At 73.2% G+C, this 22,894-nt stretch carries 19 protein-coding genes; 10 read left to right on the forward strand and 9 right to left on the reverse strand.

From position 1 onward, the window contains the following. Positions 1 to 13 precede the first annotated feature (13 nt). The 4 genes from ABEB00_RS20835 to ABEB00_RS20850 form a co-directional block, all read right to left on the reverse strand. Positions 14 to 1,375 carry a hypothetical protein gene (locus ABEB00_RS20835; RefSeq protein ID WP_345621428.1) on the reverse strand — a complete coding sequence of 454 codons (1,362 nt, stop codon included), beginning with the start codon at positions 1,373 to 1,375 and terminating at the stop codon, positions 14 to 16. Further along, the gene (locus tag ABEB00_RS20840) at positions 1,357 to 2,127 is read right to left on the reverse strand and encodes an ABC transporter ATP-binding protein (RefSeq protein WP_345621429.1); all 771 of its coding nucleotides are present in this window, start codon (positions 2,125 to 2,127) and stop codon (positions 1,357 to 1,359) included. The genes ABEB00_RS20835 and ABEB00_RS20840 overlap by 19 nt, the downstream gene beginning before the upstream one ends. A gap of 202 nt (positions 2,128 to 2,329) precedes the next feature. After that, positions 2,330 to 3,703, reverse strand: a complete 1,374-nt coding sequence (locus tag ABEB00_RS20845; protein ID WP_345621430.1) for an aspartate aminotransferase family protein — start codon at positions 3,701 to 3,703, stop codon at positions 2,330 to 2,332. Between the two features lie 2 nt (positions 3,704 to 3,705). Then, positions 3,706 to 4,221 carry an Lrp/AsnC family transcriptional regulator gene (locus ABEB00_RS20850; protein WP_345621431.1) on the reverse strand — a complete coding sequence of 172 codons (516 nt, stop codon included), beginning with the start codon at positions 4,219 to 4,221 and terminating at the stop codon, positions 3,706 to 3,708. A gap of 182 nt (positions 4,222 to 4,403) precedes the next feature. Between ABEB00_RS20850 and ABEB00_RS20855 the strand changes: the two genes are divergently transcribed. Further along, entirely contained in the window at positions 4,404 to 5,843 is a 1,440-nt protein-coding gene (locus ABEB00_RS20855) for a gamma-aminobutyraldehyde dehydrogenase (RefSeq protein WP_345621433.1), read from the forward strand. 55 nt (positions 5,844 to 5,898) lie between these two features. Here ABEB00_RS20855 and ABEB00_RS20860 read toward each other — a convergent pair whose 3' ends face one another. After that, positions 5,899 to 6,588 carry a glycerophosphodiester phosphodiesterase gene (locus ABEB00_RS20860; protein ID WP_345621434.1) on the reverse strand — a complete coding sequence of 230 codons (690 nt, stop codon included), beginning with the start codon at positions 6,586 to 6,588 and terminating at the stop codon, positions 5,899 to 5,901. 26 nt (positions 6,589 to 6,614) lie between these two features. Beyond that, positions 6,615 to 7,676 carry an adenosine deaminase gene (locus tag ABEB00_RS20865; RefSeq protein ID WP_425586537.1) on the reverse strand — a complete coding sequence of 354 codons (1,062 nt, stop codon included), beginning with the start codon at positions 7,674 to 7,676 and terminating at the stop codon, positions 6,615 to 6,617. Between the two features lie 155 nt (positions 7,677 to 7,831). On the opposite strand from ABEB00_RS20865, the gene ABEB00_RS20870 reads away from it, so the two are divergent. Then, positions 7,832 to 8,959 (forward strand): DUF4190 domain-containing protein, encoded by a 1,128-nt coding sequence (locus ABEB00_RS20870; RefSeq protein ID WP_345621436.1) that lies wholly within the window; start codon positions 7,832 to 7,834, stop codon positions 8,957 to 8,959. A 28-nt stretch (positions 8,960 to 8,987) separates the two neighbouring features. Here ABEB00_RS20870 and ybiA read toward each other — a convergent pair whose 3' ends face one another. After that, positions 8,988 to 9,596: a riboflavin biosynthesis intermediates N-glycosidase gene (gene ybiA / locus ABEB00_RS20875; protein WP_345621437.1), complete on the reverse strand. Its 609-nt coding sequence runs from the start codon at positions 9,594 to 9,596 to the stop codon at positions 8,988 to 8,990. Between the two features lie 202 nt (positions 9,597 to 9,798). Here ybiA and ABEB00_RS20880 point away from each other — a divergent pair, with 202 nt between their 5' ends. From ABEB00_RS20880 to ABEB00_RS20910, 7 genes are all read left to right on the forward strand, one after another. After that, on the forward strand, positions 9,799 to 11,334 hold the full coding sequence (locus ABEB00_RS20880) for a gamma-aminobutyraldehyde dehydrogenase (protein WP_345621438.1): 1,536 nt from the start codon (positions 9,799 to 9,801) through the stop codon (positions 11,332 to 11,334). 54 nt (positions 11,335 to 11,388) lie between these two features. Further along, on the forward strand, positions 11,389 to 12,636 hold the full coding sequence (locus ABEB00_RS20885; protein WP_345621439.1) for a polyamine ABC transporter substrate-binding protein: 1,248 nt from the start codon (positions 11,389 to 11,391) through the stop codon (positions 12,634 to 12,636). Between the two features lie 5 nt (positions 12,637 to 12,641). Continuing rightward, the gene (locus tag ABEB00_RS20890; RefSeq protein ID WP_345621440.1) at positions 12,642 to 13,832 is read left to right on the forward strand and encodes an ABC transporter ATP-binding protein; all 1,191 of its coding nucleotides are present in this window, start codon (positions 12,642 to 12,644) and stop codon (positions 13,830 to 13,832) included. After that, on the forward strand, positions 13,832 to 14,761 hold the full coding sequence (locus tag ABEB00_RS20895) for an ABC transporter permease (RefSeq protein ID WP_345621441.1): 930 nt from the start codon (positions 13,832 to 13,834) through the stop codon (positions 14,759 to 14,761). Before ABEB00_RS20890 ends, ABEB00_RS20895 begins: the two co-directional genes overlap by 1 nt. Continuing rightward, entirely contained in the window at positions 14,762 to 15,562 is an 801-nt protein-coding gene (locus ABEB00_RS20900) for an ABC transporter permease (protein ID WP_345621442.1), read from the forward strand. It abuts the gene before it with no gap. Next, a complete protein-coding gene (locus ABEB00_RS20905; protein ID WP_345621443.1) occupies positions 15,559 to 16,971 on the forward strand; it encodes an NAD(P)/FAD-dependent oxidoreductase in 1,413 nt (470 codons plus the stop codon). Before ABEB00_RS20900 ends, ABEB00_RS20905 begins: the two co-directional genes overlap by 4 nt. Positions 16,972 to 17,105: 134 nt before the next feature. Continuing rightward, the gene (locus ABEB00_RS20910) at positions 17,106 to 17,630 is read left to right on the forward strand and encodes a hypothetical protein (protein ID WP_345621444.1); all 525 of its coding nucleotides are present in this window, start codon (positions 17,106 to 17,108) and stop codon (positions 17,628 to 17,630) included. Positions 17,631 to 17,703: 73 nt separating this feature from the next. Here ABEB00_RS20910 and ABEB00_RS20915 read toward each other — a convergent pair whose 3' ends face one another. Beyond that, on the reverse strand, positions 17,704 to 18,498 hold the full coding sequence (locus tag ABEB00_RS20915) for a phosphatase PAP2 family protein (RefSeq protein ID WP_345621446.1): 795 nt from the start codon (positions 18,496 to 18,498) through the stop codon (positions 17,704 to 17,706). A gap of 130 nt (positions 18,499 to 18,628) precedes the next feature. After that, the gene (gene gabT, locus ABEB00_RS20920; protein ID WP_345621447.1) at positions 18,629 to 19,963 is read right to left on the reverse strand and encodes a 4-aminobutyrate--2-oxoglutarate transaminase; all 1,335 of its coding nucleotides are present in this window, start codon (positions 19,961 to 19,963) and stop codon (positions 18,629 to 18,631) included. Between the two features lie 275 nt (positions 19,964 to 20,238). On the opposite strand from gabT, the gene ABEB00_RS20925 reads away from it, so the two are divergent. After that, positions 20,239 to 22,806 carry an ATP/GTP-binding protein gene (locus ABEB00_RS20925; RefSeq protein WP_345621449.1) on the forward strand — a complete coding sequence of 856 codons (2,568 nt, stop codon included), beginning with the start codon at positions 20,239 to 20,241 and terminating at the stop codon, positions 22,804 to 22,806. Positions 22,807 to 22,894: the final 88 nt, after the last annotated feature.

Genomic DNA, 22,894 nt, shown 5'->3' on the forward strand with positions numbered 1-22,894 from the left:
TCTTCGAAAGTTTTTACGGACGCGTCAGCGGCAGCGCGGCCACTTCGGCGACGGCCAGGGTCAGCGGGCCGAAGAGGGCGATCAGCGCGGCGGCGCGTACGGCGGCGGCGCTGCGCAGCACCGTGCCGGGCGCCCCGAGGCGCAGCAGGGCGGCCGTGGTGTCGGCGCGGGCGTGTCTGGCCTCGACGGCCGCGGTGAGCAGGGTGGCCACCGTGCAGCCCGCCACGAGGAGGGCGCCGAGCGTGCCGAGCGGGCCGAACACCGGCCCGTCCGTGTCGTAGCGCACCGCCGCCGCGTACGCCCCGGAGGCCACCGCGCAGACCACGCCCAGGGGCCGGCCGATGCGGTGGGCCTCCGCCATCAGCACCCGGCCGGCCAGCAGCCGGAGCGCGCCGGGGCGGTGCGTCTGGAGCAGGCGTCCGCACAGGTGGGTGAGGCCCGGCCCGGCGAGGGCCAGGCCCAGGGCGGTCAGGACCCACCCGGCCAGGACACCGGCGCTCAGGCCACCGGCTCCGGTGCCGGCCCGGCCCGCCATGGTCTGGGCGGCCACGCCCGCGGTCAGCACGGCGACTCCCCAGGGGAGGGCGCCGGTGCCGGGGCGGGCGGGCCGGGGGGCGGGTTCGGCGTCCGTGGCGCGCGGGGTGCCGTTCGCGGGGGCGGGGGCGGCCGCAGTCGGGCCCGGGACGGACTCCGGGAGGCCGTCGGCGGGGCCGGGGCCGGGCTCGGCGGGCGGGCCGCCCGCGGACTGGACGACCCGGCGGGCGCCGAAGCGGCCGTACGCCCCGAACGTCTCCCTGGTCGCGAGACCGTACGCGCCGAAGCGGCCGTACCGGTGGCCCGCGCCGCCCGCCGGGGCGGGCCGGGGCTCGCGCGGGCGCAGTGTCAGGGCCACCGCCGCCGACGCGGTCACCGGCACCAGGGTCAGCAGTGTCACCGCCGCCGGGACGGGGAGCGGCAGGCCCGCGGCGAGCGAGTCGGCGGCCGGGCCGTCGAAGGGCAGGCCGGCCAGGTCGCCGCGGAGCTGGAGGAAGAGGACCAGGGCCGCCAGCGAGCCCAGCGAGCAGGCCAGCGCGGTGGTGGTCGCCGAGACGGCCAGCAGGCGGCCGGGTCCGAGGCCGACCGCCGAAAGGCCGGGGCGGGGCCGGGTGCCCGGGTCGGCGCGGGCCACCGCGACGGCGAGGTACACCGTGGTGGCGAGCGGCGCCGCGCACCAGGCCAGCCGGAGGGCGGAGTCGCCGGTGGTGCCCGGGTGGCCGATCGCGTGGCCGAGGGCGCTGAGCAGCAGGAAACCGGTGCCCGCGGAGGCCGCCGCGACCAGCAGCCGGCGCAGCAGGACGGCGGACCGGGCGGCGAGGGTCAGACGGAGAGCGAGCACGCGGCCCGGCCCTCCGCCGTCCCGGCGCCGCCGGGGAGGTCGGCGGTCTCCACGACCGGGGGCAGGTGCAGGGTCCGCACCCGCCGCCCGTCGAGCAGCGCGACCGCGCGGTCCGCGAGGGCGGCGATCTCCGCGTCGTGGGTGGCCAGGACGACCGTGACGCCGTGCGAGCGGGCCGCGCTGGTGAGCGTGCGCAGCACCTGGGCGCGGTCGGCGCGGTGCAGCGGGGCGGTCGGTTCGTCGGCGAAGAGCACCGACGGGGTGACGGCCAGCGCGCGGGCGACACAGACCCGCTGCCGCTCGGCCTGGCGCAGTTCGTCCGGGCGGCGGCGCGCGTCCTCGGCGACGTCGAGGCGCTCCAGCCACTCCAGGGCGGCCTGCCGGGCGCGGCGCCGGCCGGTGCCGCGCAGCATCAGGGGCAGGGCGGTGTTCTCCCAGACGGTCAGCTCCGGGACGAGCGCCGGGGCCGGGTCGATCCAGCCGAAGCGGTCGCGGCGCAGCCGCTCGCGGGCGAACGGGCCCATGGTGTGCACCGGCACGCCGTCCAGGAGCACCGTGCCGCGGCGCGGCCGGACCTGCCCGGACAGACAGCGCAGCAGGGTGGTCTTGCCGCTGCCGCGCGGCCCGGTCACGGCGAGGATCTCGGCCCGGGTGACGCCGAGCGAGACGCCGCGCAGCGCGGGGGAGCCGTCGGCGTGCTGGAAGTGCAGGGAGTCTGCCCGGAGCAGCTCGTCGTCCGGCGGGGCCACCATGGGCGTACACCTCGGTTCTGGTCCGTTCCCCTGGCGCCTGTCACCCGTCCGGGGGAACGGGGCAGGGCCCATCGGTCACCAGGCACGCTAGGCAGGGCGGAGCGGGCGGCCGGACAGCACGCGGCCCCGGGCCGCCGTTTCTCACTCGAACGGGCGGCACCGGGGCCGTCGCTGATCATGACGTCAGCTCATCACAGCTTCCTCACAGCTTCGTCCACGCCTCCGTGAGGGTGGCGCGCAGGATCTGCTCGATCTCGTCGAACGTCTCCTGGTTCGAGATCAGCGGCGGGGCGAGCTGGACGACCGGGTCGCCGCGGTCGTCGGCACGGCAGTACAGGCCGTTCTCGTAGAGCTTCTTCGACAGGAAGCCGTACAGGACGCGCTCGGTCTCCTCGTCGGTGAAGGTCTCCTTGGTGGCCTTGTCCTTGACCAGCTCGATGCCGTAGAAGAAGCCGTTGCCGCGGACGTCACCGACGATCGGCAGGTCATACAGCTTCTCCAGGGTGGCGCGGAAATTGTCCTCGTTGTCCAGCACGTGCTGGTTGAGGCCCTCGCGCTCGAAGAGGTCGAGGTTGGCCAGGCCGACCGCCGCGGAGACCGGGTGGCCGCCGAAGGTGTAGCCGTGCAGGAAGGTGTTGTCGCCCCGGTAGAACGGCTCGGCGAGGCGGTCGGAGATGACGCAGGCGCCGATCGGGGAGTAGCCCGAGGTCATGCCCTTGGCGCAGGTGATCATGTCCGGGACGTAGCCGAACTTGTCGCAGGCGAACGTGGTGCCGAGGCGGCCGAAGGCGCAGATGACCTCGTCGGAGACGAGCAGCACGTCGTACTGGTCGCAGATCTCGCGCACCCGCTGGAAGTAGCCGGGCGGGGGCGGGAAGCAGCCGCCCGCGTTCTGCACCGGCTCCAGGAAGACGGCCGCGACCGTCTCCGGGCCCTCGAAGAGGATCTCCTGCTCGATCTGGTCGGCGGCCCAGCGGCCGTACGCCTCGGGGTCGTCGCCGTGGATCGGGGCGCGGTAGATGTTGGTGTTGGGCACCTTGTGCGCGCCCGGGACGAGCGGCTCGAAGGGGGCCTTCAGGGCGGGCAGGCCGGTGATGGACAGGGCGCCCTGCGGGGTGCCGTGGTAGGCCACCGCGCGGGAGATCACCTTGTACTTGGTGGGCTTGCCGGTCAGCTTGAAGTACTGCTTGGCCAGCTTCCAGGCGGTCTCCACCGCCTCGCCGCCGCCGGTGGTGAAGAAGACCTTGTTCAGGTCGCCCGGGGCGTGGTGCGCGAGCCGCTCGGCCAGCTCGATGGCCTTGGGGTGGGCGTAGGACCAGATCGGGAAGAACGCCAGCTCCTGCGCCTGCTTGGCCGCGGTCTCGGCCAGCTCGACGCGCCCGTGGCCGGCCTGGACCACGAACAGGCCGGCCAGCCCGTCGAGGTAGCGCTTGCCCTTGTCGTCGTAGAGGTAGGTGCCCTCACCGCGCACGATGGTGGGGACGGGGGCGTTCTCGTACGACGACATGCGGGTGAAGTGCATCCACAGGTGGTCGTACGCGGTCCGGCTGAGGTCCTTGGCGCTGTCGGTGCTCACGGTTATCGGGTTCCCCACATGTAGGTCTGCTTCTTGAGCTTGAGGTAGACGAAGCTCTCGGTGGAGCGCACGCCGGCCAGGGCCCGGATGCGTTTGTTGATGACGTCCAGGAGGTGGTCGTCGTCCTCGCAGACGATCTCCACCATCAGGTCGAAGGAGCCGGCCGTCATCACCACGTACTCGCACTCGGGCAGCGCGGCCAGCGCGTCGGCGACGGACTCGACGTCGCCCTCCACGTTGACCCCGACCATCGCCTGGCGGCGGAAGCCCACGGTCAGCGGGTCCGTCACGGCGACAATCTGCATCACACCCTGGTCGAGCAGCTTCTGCACGCGCTGGCGCACGGCCGCCTCGGAGAGACCGACCGCCTTGCCGATGGCCGCGTAGGGGCGCCTGCCGTCCTCCTGGAGCTGTTCGATGATGGCGAGGGAGACGGCGTCCAACTGGGGACCGCCGTGCCTGGACTCGCGGGAGTCCCTGGGGTCTGCGCTTCGACTGGCCACGGCTTCACTGTGCACGAGGTATACGCCGTTTCGCAAGGCGAGATCGATGAAATCCGTTGTTTGGGTGACGTAAGTCTGCGGATTTCGCATTCTGTGGGGTGTCGGGGGTGTTGAAAACGTCGGCCCTCCGATTAGGGTGGGTGTCTCACCCAATGGACGCCCGTACCGATGGACATCCGAACTCTGGAGGGCCGGCAGTGACTACCGAGCTGCGTCGTCTGCGCAACCACATCGACGGTGAGTTCCGGGACGCCGCCGACGGACGGACCACCGAGGTGGTCAACCCCGCCACGGGCGAGCCCTACGCGACCGCGCCCCTGTCCGGGCAGGCCGACGTGGACGCCGCCATGGCGGCCGCCGCCGCGGCCTTCCCGGCCTGGCGGGACACCACCCCGGCAGAGCGCCAGAAGGCCCTGCTGAAGATCGCGGACGCCTTCGAGGAGCGCGCCGAGGAGCTGATCGCCGCCGAGGTGGAGAACACGGGCAAGCCGATCGGGCTGACCCGCACCGAGGAGATCCCGCCGATGGTGGACCAGATCCGCTTCTTCGCGGGTGCCGCGCGGATGCTGGAGGGCCGCAGCGCCGGCGAGTACATGGAGGGGCTGACCTCCATGGTCCGCCGCGAGCCGATCGGTGTCTGCGCGCAGGTCGCGCCGTGGAACTACCCGATGATGATGGCCGTGTGGAAGTTCGCCCCGGCGCTCGCCGCGGGCAACACGGTGGTCCTGAAGCCGTCCGACACCACGCCCGCCTCCACGGTCCTGATCGCCGACATCATCGGCTCGGTGCTGCCCAAGGGCGTCTTCAACGTCGTCTGCGGCGACCGCGACACCGGCCGCCTGATGGTGGAGCACCCCACCCCGGCGATGGCCTCCATCACCGGCTCGGTGCGGGCCGGCATGTCGGTCGCCGAGTCGGCGTCGAAGGACCTCAAGCGGGTCCACCTGGAGCTGGGCGGCAAGGCCCCGGTCGTCGTCTTCGAGGACATCGACATCCCCAAGGCCGTCGAGGAGATCTCGGTGGCGGGCTTCTTCAACGCCGGCCAGGACTGTACGGCGGCCACCCGCGTCCTGGTCCACGAGTCGATCCACGACGAGTTCGTCAGCGCGCTGGCGAAGGCGGCCGCCGAGACGAAGACCGGGCAGCCCGACGACGAGGACGTGCTCTTCGGCCCGCTGAACAACCCCGCCCAGCTCAAGCAGGTGGCCGGCTTCATCGAGCGGCTGCCCGCCCACGCCAAGGTCGAGGCCGGCGGCCACCGGGTCGGCGACAAGGGCTACTTCTACGCCCCGACCGTCGTCTCGGGCCTCGCGCAGGACGACGAGATCGTGCAGCACGAGGTCTTCGGCCCGGTCATCACCGTGCAGGCGTTCCGCGACGAGGACCAGGCCGTGGAGTGGGCCAACGGCGTGGACTACGCGCTGGCCTCCTCGGTGTGGACCAAGGACCACGGGCGGGCCATGCGGCTCTCCAAGATGCTCGACTTCGGCTGCGTGTGGATCAACACGCACATCCCGCTGGTCGCGGAGATGCCGCACGGCGGCTTCAAGAAGTCCGGGTACGGCAAGGACCTGTCGGGCTACGGGTTCGAGGACTACACGCGGATCAAGCACGTGATGACGTCGCTGGAGATGTGACGTATCGGGAGAGATGACGCCGTCGGAGAGGCGGCGTCTCAGGAGAGACGGCGTCTCAGGAGGGTGTGCCGCGCACCCCGCACAGCACGTCCACCCGGTTGGTGGTGATCGAGTCGGTGCCCAGGTCGAGCAGACGGCGCATCGAGCGCCGGGTGTCCGGGGTCCAGGCGGAGAGCAGGCAGCCGTCGCGGTGGACCCGGTCCGCCAGGGGCCGGTCCAGCAGGGAGAAGCGGTAGTTGAGCCAGCGCGGGCGGACCGCGGCCAGCAGCGCGGGGCGCGGCGGGGCGAGCGTCGTCCAGGTGAGGGCGATCTCGGCGGCCGGGTCGGCGGCGCGGACGGCGAGCATGGCGGCGGCGCCCGCGCAGTAGTACACCCGCTCCCGCGCCCCGCACTCGCGTACGACGGCCACGATCCGGCGGACCGCGCGGGCGCCGGGGACGCCGGGCAGGTCCAGCATCACCCGGTGCCCGTCGGTCGCCGCCAGCGCCTCGGCCAGCGTCGGTACGCCGCCCGCCGTCAGCTCCCGGACCTCGTCGGCCGAGAGCGCGGACAGCGGGCGGTCCCGCCCCCACAGCCGCCGCAGCGTCTCGTCGTGCAGCAGCACGGGTACGCCGTCCCGGGTCAGCCGTACGTCGATCTCGACCGCGTCGGCGCCCCGGCGCAGGGCGGAGCGCAGCGAGCCGAGGGTGTTCTCGCGGACGCGGTAGGGGTCGCCGCGGTGGGCCACGGCGGTCACGTCGGTCATGGCGGTGGTGCCTTCCGGCGAACTGGTCAGGAGGTGAGCCAGGCGGTGGTGTACGCGTCGATCTCCTCGCTGATCCGGGCCTTGCCCGGCGCGTCGAGGAAGGACGCGTCCACCGCGCTCTTCGCCAGTGCGGCGAGACCGCGCTCGTCCAGCTCCAGCAGGCGGGCGGCGACCGCGTACTCGGTGTTCAGGTCGGTGCCGAACATCGGCGGGTCGTCGGAGTTGACCGTGACCGGCACTCCGGCGCGGACGAACTCGCCTATCGGGTGCTCGTCGAGGGTGCGTACCGCGCGGGTGGCGATGTTGGAGGTCGGGCACACCTCCAGCGGGATCCGGCGCTCGGCGAGGTGCGCCAGCAGCTTCGGGTCCCGCGCGGAACTGGTGCCGTGGCCGATGCGTTCGGCGCCCAGATACGTGAGGGCGTCCCACACCGTCTCGGGGCCGGTGGTCTCACCGGCGTGCGGCACGGAGTGCAGCCCGGCGGCGATCGCCCGGTCGAAGTACGGCTTGAACTGCGGCCTGGGTACGCCGATCTCGGGTCCGCCCAGTCCGAAGGAGACCAGGCCCTCCGGGCGCAGCCGGTCGTCGGTGGCCAGCCGGGCCGTCTCCTCGGCGGCCTCCAGACCCGCCTCACCGGGGATGTCGAAGCACCAGCGCAGCACGGTCCCGAACTCGGACTCGGCCGCCTTGCGGGCGTCCTCGATGGCGTCCATGAAGGCGCGCGCGTCGATACCGCGCCGGGTGGAGGAGAACGGGGTGAGGGTCAGTTCGGCGTAGCGGACCTGCTGCCGGGCCAGTTCCCGGGCCACCTCGTAGGTCAGCAGCCGGACGTCCTCCGGGGTGCGGATCAGGTCGACGACGGACAGGTAGACCTGGATGAAGTGGGCGAAGTCCGTGAACGTGAAGTAGTCCGCCAGGGCCTCGGGGTCGGTGGGGACCTTCGAGTCGGGGTGGCGGGCGGCCAGTTCGGAGACGATCCGGGGGGAGGCGGAGCCGACGTGGTGGACGTGGAGTTCGGCCTTGGGCAGTCCGGCGATGAAGGCGTGCGGATCGCGCGGGACGGCGGGGTCGACGAGGTGCTCGGTCATGGGTTCCTCCCCGGAACGGCGCCCGGCGCCGGGCGGGGCCCGGCGGGGCGCGGGTGATCGGCTGATCGGTGGTCCGGGATCATCGTAGGCCGGGGCTCCGCCCGGCAGGGACGCGCGTAGCATGACGGCACGTTCGACAGAGGGGACCCCAGCGCATGTCCGACGACGCGCAGCCGCCGGAAGCCGACGCTCGCGCGGGCAGTGGGGCGGGGCCGGGTGCCGGTGCCCCGTCGGACCGGCCCGGCGCGGGGCCGGGTGCCGGTGCCCCCTCGGACCGGCCCGGCGCTTCGTCGCCGCCGGACGCGCAGGCCGGGAGGGTCCCCGTCGACCACCCGCCCGCTTCCTCGCCGGTGGAGGCGCATGCCGGGCCGCCCCCCGTCGACGACCCGTGGCCCGCGCCCGCCGACGGTGACGCGGGGACGCCGCCCGACGGTCCCGGGCACACCGTCGTGTCGGACGCGCCGCCGGCCTGGGCGTCGCCGTCCGTCGGCGAGCACCAGACCGTCACCTCCATACCGACCCTGAACGACGAGCCCCCGGTGGCTTCCCCCGCCCCGCCGTCCCCGCCGGCCCGGCCCTGGGCGACCCCGTCCGCGCCGGTCGACACCGCCGGGACCAGCGGCCGGGCCGATCCCTTCGCGCCGCCCGGCCCCCCGGCCGCCGCCGCGAGCGGCGCGGCCAACCCGTTCGCCGCGCCCGCGTCCGCCCCCGCCTCCTCGCCGCCGCACGGCCGGGGTGGGTCCTTCGAGCCGTCCGGCCCCGCGACTGATGCGCCCGCGCCCGCCAACCCCTTCGCCCCGCCCGCCGCCGGGGCCGCCTTCACGAAGGGCTCCGGCGCTCCCCACGGGCCCGGGTCCACCCCTTACGGCCTCCCGCCCTACGGCTCGGCCGGCCCCGTGCCGCCGCCGCCCACCGCGCCCGACGGGCCCGGCCGGGTGCCCTACGGCTATCCCGCGGGATACGGCTATCCGGCGGCTCCGGCCGGTTACGGCGGCGGGCCGGGGGCGCACGGTTACTACGGCTGGCCGGGTGCCGTGCCCGTGCCGAGCAACGGGCAGGGCACGGCCGGGCTGGTGCTCGGGATCATCGCCGCCGTCGGCTTCTGCCTGTGGCCGGTGGCCATCCTGACGGGCGTCCTCGCCGTCGTCTTCGGCGTGCTCGGCCGGGGCAAGGCCCGCAGGGGCGAGGCCACCAACCCCGGCGTCGCCCTGGCCGGCATCATCTGCGGAGCCGTCGGCCTCGCCCTGGGCGTCGGACTCGGCGCACTGGTGCTGTTCACCTAGGGCCTGTCCAACAGATCCTGGCCTGTCGTCACCCCGCCGCCCGCAACCGCCCCCGTGCCTCCATCAGGGCGAAGCCGAGCAGGTTCGGGCCGCGCCAGCGTCCGGGATCGGTCGCCGCCTCGTCGTCGGCGGTCAGGCCGATCCCCCACACGCGGTCCACGGGGCTCGCCTCCACCAGTACCCGGTCACCCGTGCCCAGCAGGAAGTCCCGCAGCCCGGCGTCGGCGCCGAACTTGTGGACGCTGCCCTCGACGACGATCTCCCCGCGCTCCCGCGCCCAGACCGCCTCGTCGAAGCCGCGTACCAGCCGGCCCGCCTTCTTCGCCTCGGCGGGATGCCGAGCGGCCAGCACCCGGGCCCGCGCCTCCGGGTCCCGGAACAGCCGCGCCTTGGCCGCCATCATCCAGTGCTCGGCGCTCGCGTACGTCACGCCGTCGACCGTGAACGGGGCCGGCCACCACTGGCTGAGACACCCCGGCCCGATCCGGCCGTCCGGCCGCGGCCGGTGTCCCCAGAAGAAGAGGTACTTGACTCTCGCGCCCGCCCCGACCGCCGCCAGCAGCGCCTCCCGGCTGTCGATGCTCTCCGTACCCGTACCCGTACCCGTAGCCGTGCCCGCCCCCGCCGTCTCTCCCATGCACGCGAGTCTGGCAGCCACCACTGACACTCCGTCTCCCCTTTTCCTCGGCAACTCGACACCTGGCCGACAGATTTCGTCGCGTAATCCAAAAGCAACAACGGAATCACTTGTTGGGGGTTTACTGCTCTGTCAGGATCGGCACTCACATCGAGTCTGAGCCACGCCGGACCCCGTCCCGGGGACACCGAGGAGAGCCGACATGCACCATCCGGACAAGCCCGCCGAGGAACGATTCCCGGCCGCGGAGCGCTTCGCCGACGGGGCCCAGTACCTCGCGGGCCGCCTCACGCCGGGCACCTCCGGCCGTACCCACACGGTCGTCGACCCGGCGACCGGCGCACAGGTCCTCACCTACGCGCTCGCCGGTACCGACGACGTCGACGCGGCCGTCGCCGCCGCCCGCGCCGCCTTCCCCGGCTGGGCCGGCGCCACCCCCGGCGAACGCTCCGACGCGCTGCACCGCCTGGCCGCCGTGCTCGGCGACCGGGCCGAGGAGTTCGCCCGCGCCGAGTCCCTGCAGTGCGGCAAACCGCTCAAACTCACCCGCGAGTTCGACGTGCCGGGCACGGTCGACAACGCCGCCTTCTTCGCGGGCGCCGCCCGCCGTCTCGCGGGACAGGCGGCGGGGGAGTACTCCGGCGACCACACCTCGTACGTCCGGCGCGAACCCCTCGGTGTCGTCGGCTCCGTCGCGCCCTGGAACTACCCGCTCCAGATGGCCGCCTGGAAGATCCTCCCGGCCATCGCCGCGGGCAACACGATCGTGCTGAAGCCCGCCGAACTCACCCCGCTGACCTCGCTGATGTTCGCGCAGGCCGCCACCGCGGCCGGGATACCGGACGGCGTCGTCAACGTCGTGGCCGGGACGGGGCGCGAGGCGGGCGAGCACCTCGTCGGCCACCCCGACGTGGTGATGACCTCCTTCACCGGCTCCACCGCCGTCGGCAGACGGGTCGCCGAGGTCGCCACCGCCACCGTCAAGCGGCTGCACCTGGAACTCGGCGGCAAGGCCCCCTTCGTGGTCTTCGACGACGCCGACCTGGCGGCCGCCGCCCACGGCGCCGTCGCGGGCGCCCTGATCAACACCGGCCAGGACTGCACGGCCGCCACGCGTGCCTACGTACAGCGCCCGCTGTACGAGGCGTTCGTCGAGCGGACCGCCGCGCTCATGGAGACCGTCCGGCTCGGTGACCCCTTCGCCCCCGGCACCGACCTCGGCCCGCTGGTCAGCCACGCGCAGCGGGACCGCGTCGCCGGCTTCGTGGACCGGGCCCGCGGCTACGCCCGCGTGGTGACCGGCGGAGAGGCGCCCCGGGGGAAGCTGACGGACGGCGCCTACTACCGGCCGACCCTCATCGCCGACGCCGCCCAGGACAGCGAGGCCGTCCAGGCCGAGATCTTCGGACCGGTCCTGGTGGTGCTGCCGTTCGACAGCGACGACGAGGGCATCCGGCTCGCCAACGACACCCCGTACGGACTGGCCGCCTCCGCCTGGAGCCGGGACGTCTACCGGGCGAACCGCGCCACCCGCGAGATCAAGGCGGGCTGTGTGTGGGTCAACGACCACATCCCGATCATCAGCGAGATGCCGCACGGCGGCTACAAGGCGTCCGGCTACGGCAAGGACATGTCCGTGTACTCCTTCGAGGAGTACACCCAGATCAAGCACGTCATGTTCGACAACACGGCGGTGGCCGCCAAGGACTGGCACCGCACCGTCTTCGGAGACCGCTAGCCACCACCGCAGGCAGCCGGCCACGGCCGACCCGTCCGAAAGGGCAGCACGCGCATGAGGAGTTACGAGCCCGACCGCCTCTCCCCGGCCCAGGTGGCCGCGGTGCGGCGGACGCTGCGCAGCGGGCGCGGCGCCCTGACCCGCCGCTCACTGCTGCGCGCCGGCGCCGGCGGCACACTCGCGGCGGGCGGCGCGGGCGCCCTGGCCGGCTGCGGCATCCCCGCCGCCGGGAAGAGCCAGGGCGGCACGTCAGCCGCCGACCACTCGGCGAAGGAGAAGCGGGTCGACTTCTCCAACTGGACCGAGTACATGGACGTCGACGAGGCCGGGAAACGGCACCCGACCCTGGACGCGTTCACGAAGCGGACCGGCGTCCAGGTCGACTACACCGAGGACATCAACGACAACAACGAGTTCTTCGGCAAGATCAAACCGCAGCTCGCCGCGGGCCAGGACACCGGCCGGGACCTGATCGTCCTCACCGACTGGCTGGCCGGCCGGCTCATCCGCCTCGGCTGGGTGCAGAAGCTCGACCCGGCGAACCTGCCGCACGCCTTCGCCAACCTCTCGCCGCAGTTCCGCACCCCCGACTGGGACCCGGGACGCGCCTACTCCTATCCCTGGCAGGGCATCTCCACCGTCATCGCCTACAACAAGAAGGCACTCGACGGCGTCGAGGTCAGGTCCCTCTCCGACCTCCTCGACCACCCGAAGCTCAAGGGCCGCGTCGGCCTGCTGACCGAGATGCGCGACACCGTCGGCATGACCCTGCTCGACCTCGACAAGGACCCGCGCTCCTTCACCGACGACGACTACGACGCGGCGATCGCCCGGCTGCAACGGGCCGTCGACAGGGGCCAGATCCGCCGCTTCACCGGCAACGACTACACCTCGGACCTGTCCAAGGGCGACTTCGCGGCCTGCCTCGCCTGGGCCGGTGACGTCGTCCAGCTCAAGGCGGACAACCCGGACATCGACTTCCTCGTCCCCGACAGCGGCTACCTCACCTCCAGCGACAACCTGCTGGTCCCCAACAAGGCCCGGCACAAGACCAACGCCGAACGGCTCATCGACTACTTCTACGAGCCCCGGCCGGCGGCCCGGCTCGCCGCGTACATCAACTACGTCTGTCCCGTGGACGGAGTGCGGGACGAACTGGCGAAGATCGACCCCGACGCGGCCCAGAACCCGCTGATCATCCCCGACCGGGCCATGCAGGCCAGGTCCCGTGCCTTCCGTTCGCTCAGTGCGAAGGAAGAGACGGCCTACGAAGCCATATTCGCGAAGCTCACCGGGGCGTGACGACGATGAAGACGACGACAGACGCCGGCGGCGCGACGGACGGCGGCGGGGAGGGCGGAGATGTCAGGCTCACCGGCATCAGCAAGACCTACGGCTCCTTCACCGCCGTGCACCCGCTCGACCTGACCGTCCCGCAGGGCTCCTTCTTCGCCCTGCTCGGCGCCTCCGGCTGCGGCAAGACCACCACCCTGCGCATGATCGCGGGCCTGGAGGAACCCAGTTCGGGCACGGTCCACCTCGGCGACCAGGACGTCACCCGCCTGCCGCCGTACAAGCGGCCGGTGAACACCGTCTTCCAGTCCTACGCCCTCTTCCCGCACCTCGACATCTTCGAGAACGTCGCCTTCGGCCTGCGCCGGCGCGGCATCCGGAGCGTGCGCGGGCAGGTCGAGGAGATGCTCGACCTGGTCCAGCTCGGCGAGCAGGCCCGCAAGAAACCGCACCAGCTCTCCGGCGGCCAGCAGCAGCGCGTCGCGGTCGCCCGCGCCCTGATCAACCACCCCCGGGTGCTCCTCCTGGACGAGCCGCTCGGCGCCCTCGACCTGAAGCTCCGCCGCCGGATGCAGCTCGAACTCAAACGCATCCAGACCGAGGTCGGCATCACCTTCGTCCACGTCACCCACGACCAGGAGGAGGCCATGACCATGGCCGACACGGTCGCGGTGATGAACGCGGGCCGCGTCGAGCAGCTCGGCGCGCCCAGCGACCTCTACGAGAACCCGCGCACCACGTTCGTCGCCAACTTCCTCGGCACCTCCAACTTCATCGAGGCCGAGGTGGACGGCCGGCGCGGCGGGGACCTCGTGCTGAAGGCGGGCGGCGGCGCACTGGTCCTCCCCGAGGGGCGGTGCGGGGCGCCCGCGGCCACCGGCGGCAAGGTGCTGGCCGGTGTCCGCCCGGAGAAGGTCTCCCTCACCCACGCCGACGACGCCGGCTCCGTACCCGACGGCCGCAACCGCCTCACCGGCACCATCGCGGACGCCAGTTTCCTCGGCGTCTCCACGCAGTACGTCGTCGACAGCGCGGTCTGCCCGCGGTTCGCCGTCTACGCCCAGAACGTCGAGCGCGACCCGCGGCTCGTCCCCGGGGCCGAGGTCGTCCTGCACTGGAACCCGGCCCACACCTTCGCCCTGGACGCCGCCCAGTCCGTCTCGGACGGACTGCCCGGGCCGGCCGGAGCGGAAGAGGGCGCCTGATGACGACCCGCACCGAGGCACCCCCGCCGCTCGCCCCGACCGCCCCGCGGCAGCGGCCGCCCCGCAGGCGCGGCCGGTTCACGCCGTACTGGCTGCTGCTGCCCGGCATCCTCTGGCTGGTCGTCTTCTTCGCCGTGCCGATGGTCTACCAGGCGTCCACCTCCGTGCAGACCGGCTCCCTGGAGGAGGGCTACCGGGTCACCTGGCACTTCGCCACCTACTGGGACGCGCTCGCCGCCTACGGGCCGCAGTTCCTGCGCTCGGTCGCCTACGCCGCCGCCGCGACCGTGCTCTGCCTGCTGCTCGGCTATCCGCTGGCCTACCTGATCGCGTTCCGCGCGGGCCGCTGGCGAAACCTGATCATGATCCTGGTGATCGCGCCGTTCTTCACCAGCTTCCTGATCCGCACCCTGGCCTGGAAGACGATCCTGGCCGACGGCGGACCGGTCGTCGGCGCCCTGAACACCCTGCACGTCCTGGACGTCACGAACTGGCTGGACTGGACGACCGGCGACCGCGTGCTGGCCACCCCGCTGGCGGTGGTGTGCGGTCTGACGTACAACTTCCTGCCGTTCATGGTGCTGCCGCTGTACACCTCGCTGGAGCGCATCGACGGGCGGCTGCACGAGGCGGCGGGCGATCTGTACGCCCGGCCCCGCACGACCTTCCGGAAGGTCACCTTCCCGCTGTCGATGCCGGGGGTCGTCTCGGGCACACTGCTCACCTTCATCCCGGCCACCGGCGACTACGTCAACGCCGACCTGCTCGGCTCCACCGACACCCGCATGGTGGGCAATGTCATCCAGACACAGTTCCTGCGGGTGCTGGACTACCCGACGGCCGCGGCGCTCTCCTTCCTCCTGATGGCCGCGATCCTCGTCGTGGTCACCCTCTACATCCGCAGGTCCGGCACGGAGGACTTGGTGTAAATGACCTTCGTCAACTGGCTCAAGCGCCATCTGGTGGTCTTCGCCGGACTGCTGACGCTCGCCTACCTGCTGCTGCCCAACGTCGTCGTCACGGTGTTCTCCTTCAACAAGCCCGTCGGGCGTTTCAACTACGAATGGCAGCGGTTCTCCGCCGACGCCTGGAAGGACCCGTGCGGGGTCGCCGGCCTGTGCGGCTCGCTCTCGCTCAGCCTCCAGATCGCCTTCTGGGCGACGCTGGGCGCCACCGCCCTCGGTACCGCCATCGCCTTCGCCCTGGTCCGCTACCGCTTCCGGGCGCGTTCCGCGGTGAACTCGCTGCTCTTCCTGCCGATGGCGATGCCCGAGGTCGTGATGGCCGCCTCGCTGCTCACCCTGTTCCTCAACATGGGCGCGCGACTCGGCTTCTGGACGGTGCTCATCGCGCACATCATGTTCTGCCTGAGCTTCGTGGTCACGGCCGTCAAGGCACGCGTGATGTCGATGGACCCCCGGCTGGAACAGGCCGCGCAGGACCTGTACGCCGGTCCGTTCCAGACGTTCCTGCGGGTCACGCTGCCGATCGCGGCCCCCGGGATAGCCGCCGGCGCGCTGCTCGCCTTCGCGCTCTCCTTCGACGACTTCATCATCACCAACTTCACCGCGGGGTCGGCCGTCACCTTCCCGATGTTCGTCTGGGGGTCGGCGCAGCGCGGCACGCCCGTACAGATCAATGTCATCGGGACGGCGATGTTCGTCCTCGCCGTCGTGTTCGTCCTGTTCTCCATGGCCGTCGGAAACCGCAGAAAGCGCCGCACACCATGAGCCGCAGCAACGACTGGACCAAGTCCCTCGCCGACGCCCAGCCGGTCCCGTACTGGCTGGACGGCCCCGGCCGGCCCCGCCCCGAGCCCGCCCTCACCGGCGCCGAGACCTGCGATCTGCTGGTCGTCGGCGGCGGCTACAGCGGCCTGTGGACCGCGCTGGTCGCCAAGGAACGCGACCCCGGCCGGAACGTGGTGCTGATCGAGGGCCGCGAGGTGGGCTGGGCCGCCTCGGGCCGCAACGGCGGTTTCTGCTCCGCCTCCCTCACCCACGGCCTGGCCAACGGCCTCGCCCGCTGGCCGGCGGAGATCGACCGGCTCCAGGAGCTGGGCGCCCGCAACCTCGACGCGATCGAGGCGGCCGTCGCCCGGCACGGCCTGGACTGCGACTTCGAGCGCACCGGCGAGATCGACGTGGCGACCGAGCCGTACCAGGCGTCGGAGCTGAAGGACTGGTACGAGGAACTGGGGCGCCGGGGGTTCGCGGACGGCGTCGAGTACCTCGACGCCGAGGCCGTGCGCGAGCACGTCGACTCGCCGACCTTCCGAGCCGGTCTGTACGACCGCCGCAGCGTCGCCCTGCTCGACCCCGGCAAACTCGTCCGCGGTCTGAAGCGGGCCTGCCTGCGCCTCGGCGTCCGCTGCTACGAGCACACCCCCGCGCTCGCCCTGCAGCCGTCCGGCGCGGGCATGGCCGTACGCACCCCGTACGGATCGGTGCGCGCCCGCACGGTCGCGCTCGGCACCAATGTCTTCCCCAGCCTGGTCAGGCGGGTCCGGTCGTACACCGTCCCGGTCTACGACTACGCGCTGATGACCGAGCCGCTCACCGCCGGCCGGCTCGCCTCGATCGGCTGGAAGGGCCGGCAGGGCCTCGCGGACAGCGCCAACCGGTTCCACTACTTCCGGCTCTCCGCCGACAACCGCGTCCTGTGGGGCGGCTACGACGCGGTGTACCCGTACGGGGGCCGGGTCCGCACCGAGCACGACGACCGCCCGGAGACCTACGCCAGGCTCGCCGGGCACTTCTTCACCTGCTTCCCGCAACTGGAGGGCGTCCGCTTCACACACGCCTGGGGCGGCGCGATCGACACCTGCTCCCGGTTCGCGCCGTTCTTCGGCACCGCGCACCAGGGACGGGTCGCCTACGCCGCCGGGTACACCGGCCTCGGCGTCGGCGCGACCCGCTTCGGGGCCGAGGTGATGCTCGACCTGCTCGCGGGGGAGCGCACCGAGCGCACCGCACTGGAGATGGTCCGCAAGAAGCCGCTGCCCTTCCCGCCCGAGCCCTTCGCGTACACCGGGATCGCGCTCACCAAGTGGTCGCTGGCCCGCGCGGACGCGCACGGCGGGCGGCGCAACCTGTGGCTGCGGACCATGGACCGGCTGGGCCTGGGCTTCGACAGTTGAGCCGAGCGGCGCGGGGGCGCGGTGCGCCGCTTCACCCGTACGAGGTGGCGGAAGTCGCGTAATGCCCGCCCGGGACCTCCCTCTCCCTCCGGGCGCACCCCGCGTCCGCGAGCGAGTCGATGGGAGGTCTCCTCATGCCCGGGGCGACGAAGACGGCGGTCGAGTGGTTGGCATCGGTCGCACCTGATCCCGAGTCCTGTCGCCGGGAGTGGCGGCGCGATCCCCTGGGGATCGCGCTGCTGCCCGCCGGCCGGGCCTGGGACGTGCTCATCCTGCCGGGCAGGCTGGGCCGTCCCACCCTCGACGTCCTCACCCGGCTGCCGCACCGGCCCGGTCCGGTCCTCGTCGACTTCGGCGACGCCCGGACGGGGTTCTTCGTGCCACCGGGCACCGCGGCCCGCTGGCTGGGCACCGGCATCCGCGCCGCCGGGCCCGGCACCTGGATAGTCGTGCCGCACCCCGGACGGCCGGCGGCCGGCGGCATCCGCTGGCTGGTCACGCCGGACGGCACCGGCACGCTCACCGACCCCGCCCTGCTCGAACTGGCGATGCACGAGGCGGCGGCCCGGCTCGCGGACCGCAGGAGCGACCGGGAGGGACCGACCGCGGGGCGCTGGCCGGAAGGGACCGGCCGGAAGGGACCGGCCGGAAGGGGCTGACCGGCAGGACTCACTGGCGGGACTGACCGGCAGAAGTGAACGGCAGAAGTGACCGGCAGTACTGGCCTGGTGGTCAACGCCTCCGGCGGCGGACGAGCAGCCGGAGGCAGCCGAGGCCCGGTCCGAACAGGCACCAGCTCGCCACCACGTCCAGCGGCCAGTGATAGCCCCGGCGGACCAGCCCGTAGGAGGTTCCGAGCACGAGGACGGCGCAGGCCAGGACGGACAGGCGGCGGGCGGCGGCGGAACGCGGCAGGGGGAGGAGCAGCAGCGTCGCCGCGCCGTAGGCGACGACGGCGGTGGCGGTGTGGCCGGAGGGGTAGTAACCGGTGGCGGGCGGTACCGCCGGGGTGCCGGGGCGGTCGGTCCACAGCTTCAGCGGGACCACCAGCGCCGGTACCAGCGCCATCAGCGCGGCCCCGGCGACGGGCGGCAGCCACCAGCGGGCGGCTCCCGCGGCCCGGCCGCGCCAGGCGACGAGGCCCAGCGCGACGGCGAGGACGGGCACGGCCACCTGCGTGTTGCCCAGGTCGGAGAGGAGTTCGGAGAACCGGTCCGGACGGACGAGGGCCCGGCTCAGCCGTTCGTCGGCGCGGATCAGGGGGCCGTCGGTGAGGACCTGCCAGGTGATCAGCGCGAAGAGCAGGACGGGCGCCCCGAGCAGGCACATCAGGAAGAGGGGGGTCGGCCGCCCCGGAACAGGGGGGGTGGTTCCGAGGCGGCCGAAAGGACCGGAACGTCGCGCGCCCCGGGGGGTTTGGGGCGAGCGACCGTCCGATCGAGGAGACCCGGAGCCAGTGGCTCCGGTGGTGTGCGCGAGGGCACGACCAGGTCGAAGCTGGGGAGGCCCCGGCCTGGGTTCGCCCACAGTCCCCTGTGGGCGGGGTGTATCTCTCATCTGCGTAGAACCTACGACAGGGGGAGGGCCGAAAACAGGGAGACCGGCGTCCTCCCATCCACCCCGCACACCTTCTTCACACCCTCTGCCGCTTCACCGCTCAGACCTGGGCGAGGGCCTGCTCGATGAGGTCGAGGCCCTCGTGCAGCAGTTCCTCGCCGATCACGAGCGGCGGCAGGAAGCGGAGCACGTTGCCGTAGGTTCCGCAGGTCAGGACCAGCAGACCGGCGGCGTGGCACGCCGTGGCGAGGGCGGCGGTGGCCTCCGGCGCCGGCTCCTTGGTGGCGCGGTCCTTGACCAGCTCGATGGCGATCATGGCGCCGCGGCCGCGGATGTCGCCGATGAGGTCGAACTTCTCGGCCATGGCGGACAGCCGGCCCTTCATGACCTCCTCGATCCGCCTGGCCCTGGCGTTGAGGTCCAGCTCCCGCATCGTCTCGATCGCCCCGAGCGCGCCCGCGCAGGCCACCGGGTTGCCGCCGTAGGTGCCGCCCAGACCGCCCGAGTGGGCGGCGTCCATGATCTCGGCGCGTCCGGTGACGGCGGACAGCGGCAGCCCGCCCGCGATGCCCTTGGCCGTGGTGATCAGGTCCGGGACGATGCCCTCGTCCTCGCAGGCGAACCACTGGCCGGTGCGGCAGAAGCCGGACTGGATCTCGTCCGCGACGAAGACGATGCCGTTGTCCGAGGCGAACTTCCGGATGGCCGGCAGGAAGCCCTTGGCGGGCTCGATGAAGCCGCCCTCGCCGAGCAGCGGCTCGATGACGATCGCGGCCACGTTGTCGGCGCCGACCTGCTTGGAGATCTCGTCGACGGCCTGCGCGGCGGCCTCCGGACCGGCGTTCTCCGCGCCGGTCGGCCAGCGGTAGCCGTAGGCGACCGGGACGCGGTACACCTCGGGCGCGAACGGGCCGAAGCCGTGCTTGTACGGCATGTTCTTCGCGGTCAGCGCCATCGTGAGGTTGGTACGGCCGTGGTAGCCGTGGTCGAAGACGACGACCGCCTGCCGCTTGGTGTAGGCACGGGCGATCTTCACGGCGTTCTCGACGGCCTCGGCGCCGCTGTTGAACAGCGCCGACTTCTTGGCGTGGTCGCCCGGGGTCAGCTCGGCCAGCGCCTCGCAGACCTCGACGTACCCCTCGTACGGCGTGACCATGAAACAGGTGTGGGTGAAGTCGGCGAGCTGCGCGGACGCCCTGCGGACGACGGCCTCGGCCGAGGCGCCGACGCTGGTCACCGCGATGCCCGAGCCGAAGTCGATCAGGCTGTTGCCGTCCACGTCCTCGATGACGCCGCCGCCGGCGCGGGTGACGAAGACCGGCAGCGTGGACCCCACGCCCCGCGCCACCACGGCGGTGCGGCGGGCCTGCAGCTCCCGCGACTTGGGGCCGGGGATGGCGGTGACGACGCGGCGCTCCTGCGGAAGTGCGGTCATGCGGGGCTCCTGGGGGTCTTGCGGGCGGGACGCGCGGGTGTTTTTCTCGTACGTTCTCTTCTCGCAGGCTAGGGCGGTGCGGGAGAGCTGGGCATGCTCCATGTGGGCAGTGTCGCCGGGGCGGGTTGTCCGCCGTGGACAGAGACAGGTGTGCGGTCCGGAGCGGACGCCCGGCCGCGTAAGCGGTGAACTGCCCTGCCGGGGGCGTTAGATTGACTCGCGGACGGTGCATGCGGACGGTGCACGGAACGGCTGGTCGGGCAGGGGGCAGGGCGATGGACAGCGACGGGAACCCGGACGCGCGGGGCACGCACGCGGATCGGGTGCCGCCGGCTCCCGCGCTGCCCCCCTCGGCGGGGTGGGCGCGGCCCGCGGTACCGCCGCCGCCGAACCGGGCACCGGGCACGCCACCCGTGCCGCAGCAGGCCCCGCAGCAGCAGGCCCCGCAGCAGATGGACCGGCAGTGGACGGACCGGCAGCAGATGGACCGGCAGACCGACCGGCAGACGGACCGGCAGGTTCCGCAGCAGGTCCCCCGGTCCGGGTCCGCCGTCGTCGGATGGCTGGACACGCCGAGGCCGGCCGCCCGGCCCGGGATCTGGCGGTACGGCCACCGGCCGCCCGAGCGGGAGGTCACGGAGAAGCTCGCCCCGGTGACGGTGGCGGGCATGCTGATCCCGCTCGCGCTGGCCGTCGTGGTGTGGTCGTTCTGGCACCGCGGGGTCGTCCCGTACCAGTTCGTGCTGTTGCGGATGTTCACGCCGGACGACTGGTGGTGGGGCGGCACGCTGGCCTCGCCCAAGGTGTTCGAGGACCGGGCGCTGCCCGCCCCGGGCGCCGAGGCACTGGTGGTGTACGACGGCGTCTTCTTCGTCCTGCTCGTCCTCGCGGTGGCCGCGCTCGGAAGCTGGCGCGCCATCGTCGGCCACTACGTGGGCCGCCGGACCCAGCCGGCCCGCGCGCTGACCGCCCTGCTCCTCGCCCTGGTCGCGCTCAGCCTGGTCTTCCCCGAGGCATTCCCCGGCGTCGGCTGGTCCGCGGTGCCGGTCGTCGCCCCGCTGCTCTCGCTGACCGCCCTGATCTCGGGCGACTACGAGCCGATGACCTCCCTGCTCTTCACCGACACGCTGTACGCCGTCGTCACCGCCCTCGTGGTGTGGCCCTTCGCCCGGCTCGGCGCCTGGTGGCCGTACCTGCGCGAGCGGCTCGCCGCCCGCCGGGCGGGCGCCGAGCCCACCGCCGTGCCCGACCGCCCCCGCTCCCACTGGCCCGACCTGCGCGACGCCGGCCAGTACGAGGCCGCCGAACTGCTCACCGCCGAGGTGGCCGGCGGCCGGATGAACGACGTCGACTGCGTCCGCGTCGAGCACGCCTTCGCGCTCGCCCGGCGGAGCGCCGGCCTCGACGCCTTCCGGCAGCAGGTGCTGCACCGGGGCGGCGCGGCCTGGACCCACCCCTCCGGCGCCCGGGACCTGCCCCGCCGGGCCGCCCGCCACGACCTGCTCGCCGGTCAGGTACGCATCGGCCGCTGGGCGGCGGCCGAACGCGCCCCCCGGTCGTACGACGGTGCCGAGGCGGCCCTCGACCCCGGTGTGCTCGGCACCTCCCTGCTCGCCGTCGGCCCCCCCGGGTCCGGCAAGACCCGCACCCTCGTCGAACCGGTCACCGAGGCCCTCGCGCTCCAGGCGCTCACCGGCCGCTGTGCCGTCGTCGCCGTCTCCGCCGCCGGCCGCCCGCTCGGCGCGGACGACGCCTTCGACGTGATCGTGCGGATCGGCGACCCGTCCTCCGTGCACGACCTCGACCCGTACGCCGAGTCCGACGACCCGGACGAGGCGGCCGCGGTCCTCGCCGAGGCGCTGGTGGGCGACCTCGACACGGTCGGCGGCCAGGGCGCGGCCACCGCGCTGGCGCAACTCCTCGGCCCGTACCGCGCGGTGCACGGCCGCTTCCCCGCCCTGCCGGAGCTGCGCGAACTGCTGGAGGGCGAGGAGACGGCCCTGACCGCGCTGCGCGAGGCGCTCGCCGCGAACGGCAACGGCGTCATGCTCCGCGAACTCGACGCCCGGCTGCGCCAGACCGGCACGCCGGGCGACGCGGGCCGCGCCCTGGCCGACCGGCTCGGCCTGCTGAACCGGCCGGTGTTCGCGGACTTCTTCGGCGGCGGCGGCCCGAGCCGGCCGTTCTCGCTGCGCGCGCTCGCCCACCACCCCCTGCGGGTCCGCGTCGACCTGCCCGCCCGCGGTCACGAGGAGGCGGGCCGGCTGATCACCCGGCTGGTCCTCGCGCAGTTCACCTCCGTGGTCCGGGACGGCGGCGGCCGGGAGGGCGCCGGACACGAGGCCCGCCGTAGCCACTTCGCCGCCCTGGTCCTGGACGACGCGACCGGCGCCGTCACCGCCCGGTCGGTCCGCGGCATCCAGGCCCTGCGCGGACAGCGGGCGGGCGTGCTGCTCACCCTGCGCACCGTCGCGGACGTCCCCGAGGCGCTGCACGGCCCGCTCTACGGCGCGGTGGGCTGCCGGATGGCCTTCTGCGGCGTCACCACCTGGGACGGCGGCCGGTTCGCGCAGGCCTGGGGCACCGAGTGGGTGGAGACCACGGAGGTCGCCAAGCACACCGTCTTCGCCGACCAGCCGATGACCCGGGCGCTGCACGCGCTGCGCAAACTGGTGACCGGCAAGGCGGTCACCACGGACGCGGTGACCGTGCGCCAGGTCGAGCGCGAACGCTGGTCGGCCTCGGAACTGGCGCACGCCGTGCCGCCCGGCCACGCGGTGCTCTCGCTGACCACCGTCGAGGGGGAACACGCGCCTCCACTTCTGGTGGATCTGCGGGGGTGACGCCCCCGCCGGACGCGCCGGCACCGTACGGTGAGGCAGAATCGGCACAGGTCGTTCATACGTGACGGCCAAATGATCACCGGTTTTG

The organism is Streptomyces ziwulingensis (genome assembly GCF_039542605.1).
GTDB lineage: Bacteria > Actinomycetota > Actinomycetes > Streptomycetales > Streptomycetaceae > Streptomyces > Streptomyces ziwulingensis.

What these genes read in the sequence shown, in the direction of transcription:
- ABEB00_RS20840 (WP_345621429.1), bottom strand. Translation starts at nt 2,127, where the DNA reads ATGGTGGCCCCGCCGGACGACGAGCTGCTCCGGGCAGACTCCCTGCAC.
- ABEB00_RS20860 (WP_345621434.1), bottom strand. Translation starts at nt 6,588, where the DNA reads ATGACCGACGTGACCGCCGTGGCCCACCGCGGCGACCCCTACCGCGTC.
- ABEB00_RS20865 (WP_425586537.1), bottom strand. Translation starts at nt 7,676, where the DNA reads ATGACCGAGCACCTCGTCGACCCCGCCGTCCCGCGCGATCCGCACGCC.
- ABEB00_RS20870 (WP_345621436.1), top strand. Translation starts at nt 7,832, where the DNA reads ATGTCCGACGACGCGCAGCCGCCGGAAGCCGACGCTCGCGCGGGCAGT.
- ybiA (WP_345621437.1), bottom strand. Translation starts at nt 9,596, where the DNA reads ATGGGAGAGACGGCGGGGGCGGGCACGGCTACGGGTACGGGTACGGGT.
- ABEB00_RS20880 (WP_345621438.1), top strand. Translation starts at nt 9,799, where the DNA reads ATGCACCATCCGGACAAGCCCGCCGAGGAACGATTCCCGGCCGCGGAG.
- ABEB00_RS20885 (WP_345621439.1), top strand. Translation starts at nt 11,389, where the DNA reads ATGAGGAGTTACGAGCCCGACCGCCTCTCCCCGGCCCAGGTGGCCGCG.
- ABEB00_RS20890 (WP_345621440.1), top strand. Translation starts at nt 12,642, where the DNA reads ATGAAGACGACGACAGACGCCGGCGGCGCGACGGACGGCGGCGGGGAG.
- ABEB00_RS20895 (WP_345621441.1), top strand. Translation starts at nt 13,832, where the DNA reads ATGACGACCCGCACCGAGGCACCCCCGCCGCTCGCCCCGACCGCCCCG.
- ABEB00_RS20900 (WP_345621442.1), top strand. Translation starts at nt 14,762, where the DNA reads ATGACCTTCGTCAACTGGCTCAAGCGCCATCTGGTGGTCTTCGCCGGA.
- ABEB00_RS20905 (WP_345621443.1), top strand. Translation starts at nt 15,559, where the DNA reads ATGAGCCGCAGCAACGACTGGACCAAGTCCCTCGCCGACGCCCAGCCG.
- ABEB00_RS20910 (WP_345621444.1), top strand. Translation starts at nt 17,106, where the DNA reads ATGCCCGGGGCGACGAAGACGGCGGTCGAGTGGTTGGCATCGGTCGCA.
- gabT (WP_345621447.1), bottom strand. Translation starts at nt 19,963, where the DNA reads ATGACCGCACTTCCGCAGGAGCGCCGCGTCGTCACCGCCATCCCCGGC.
- ABEB00_RS20925 (WP_345621449.1), top strand. Translation starts at nt 20,239, where the DNA reads ATGGACAGCGACGGGAACCCGGACGCGCGGGGCACGCACGCGGATCGG.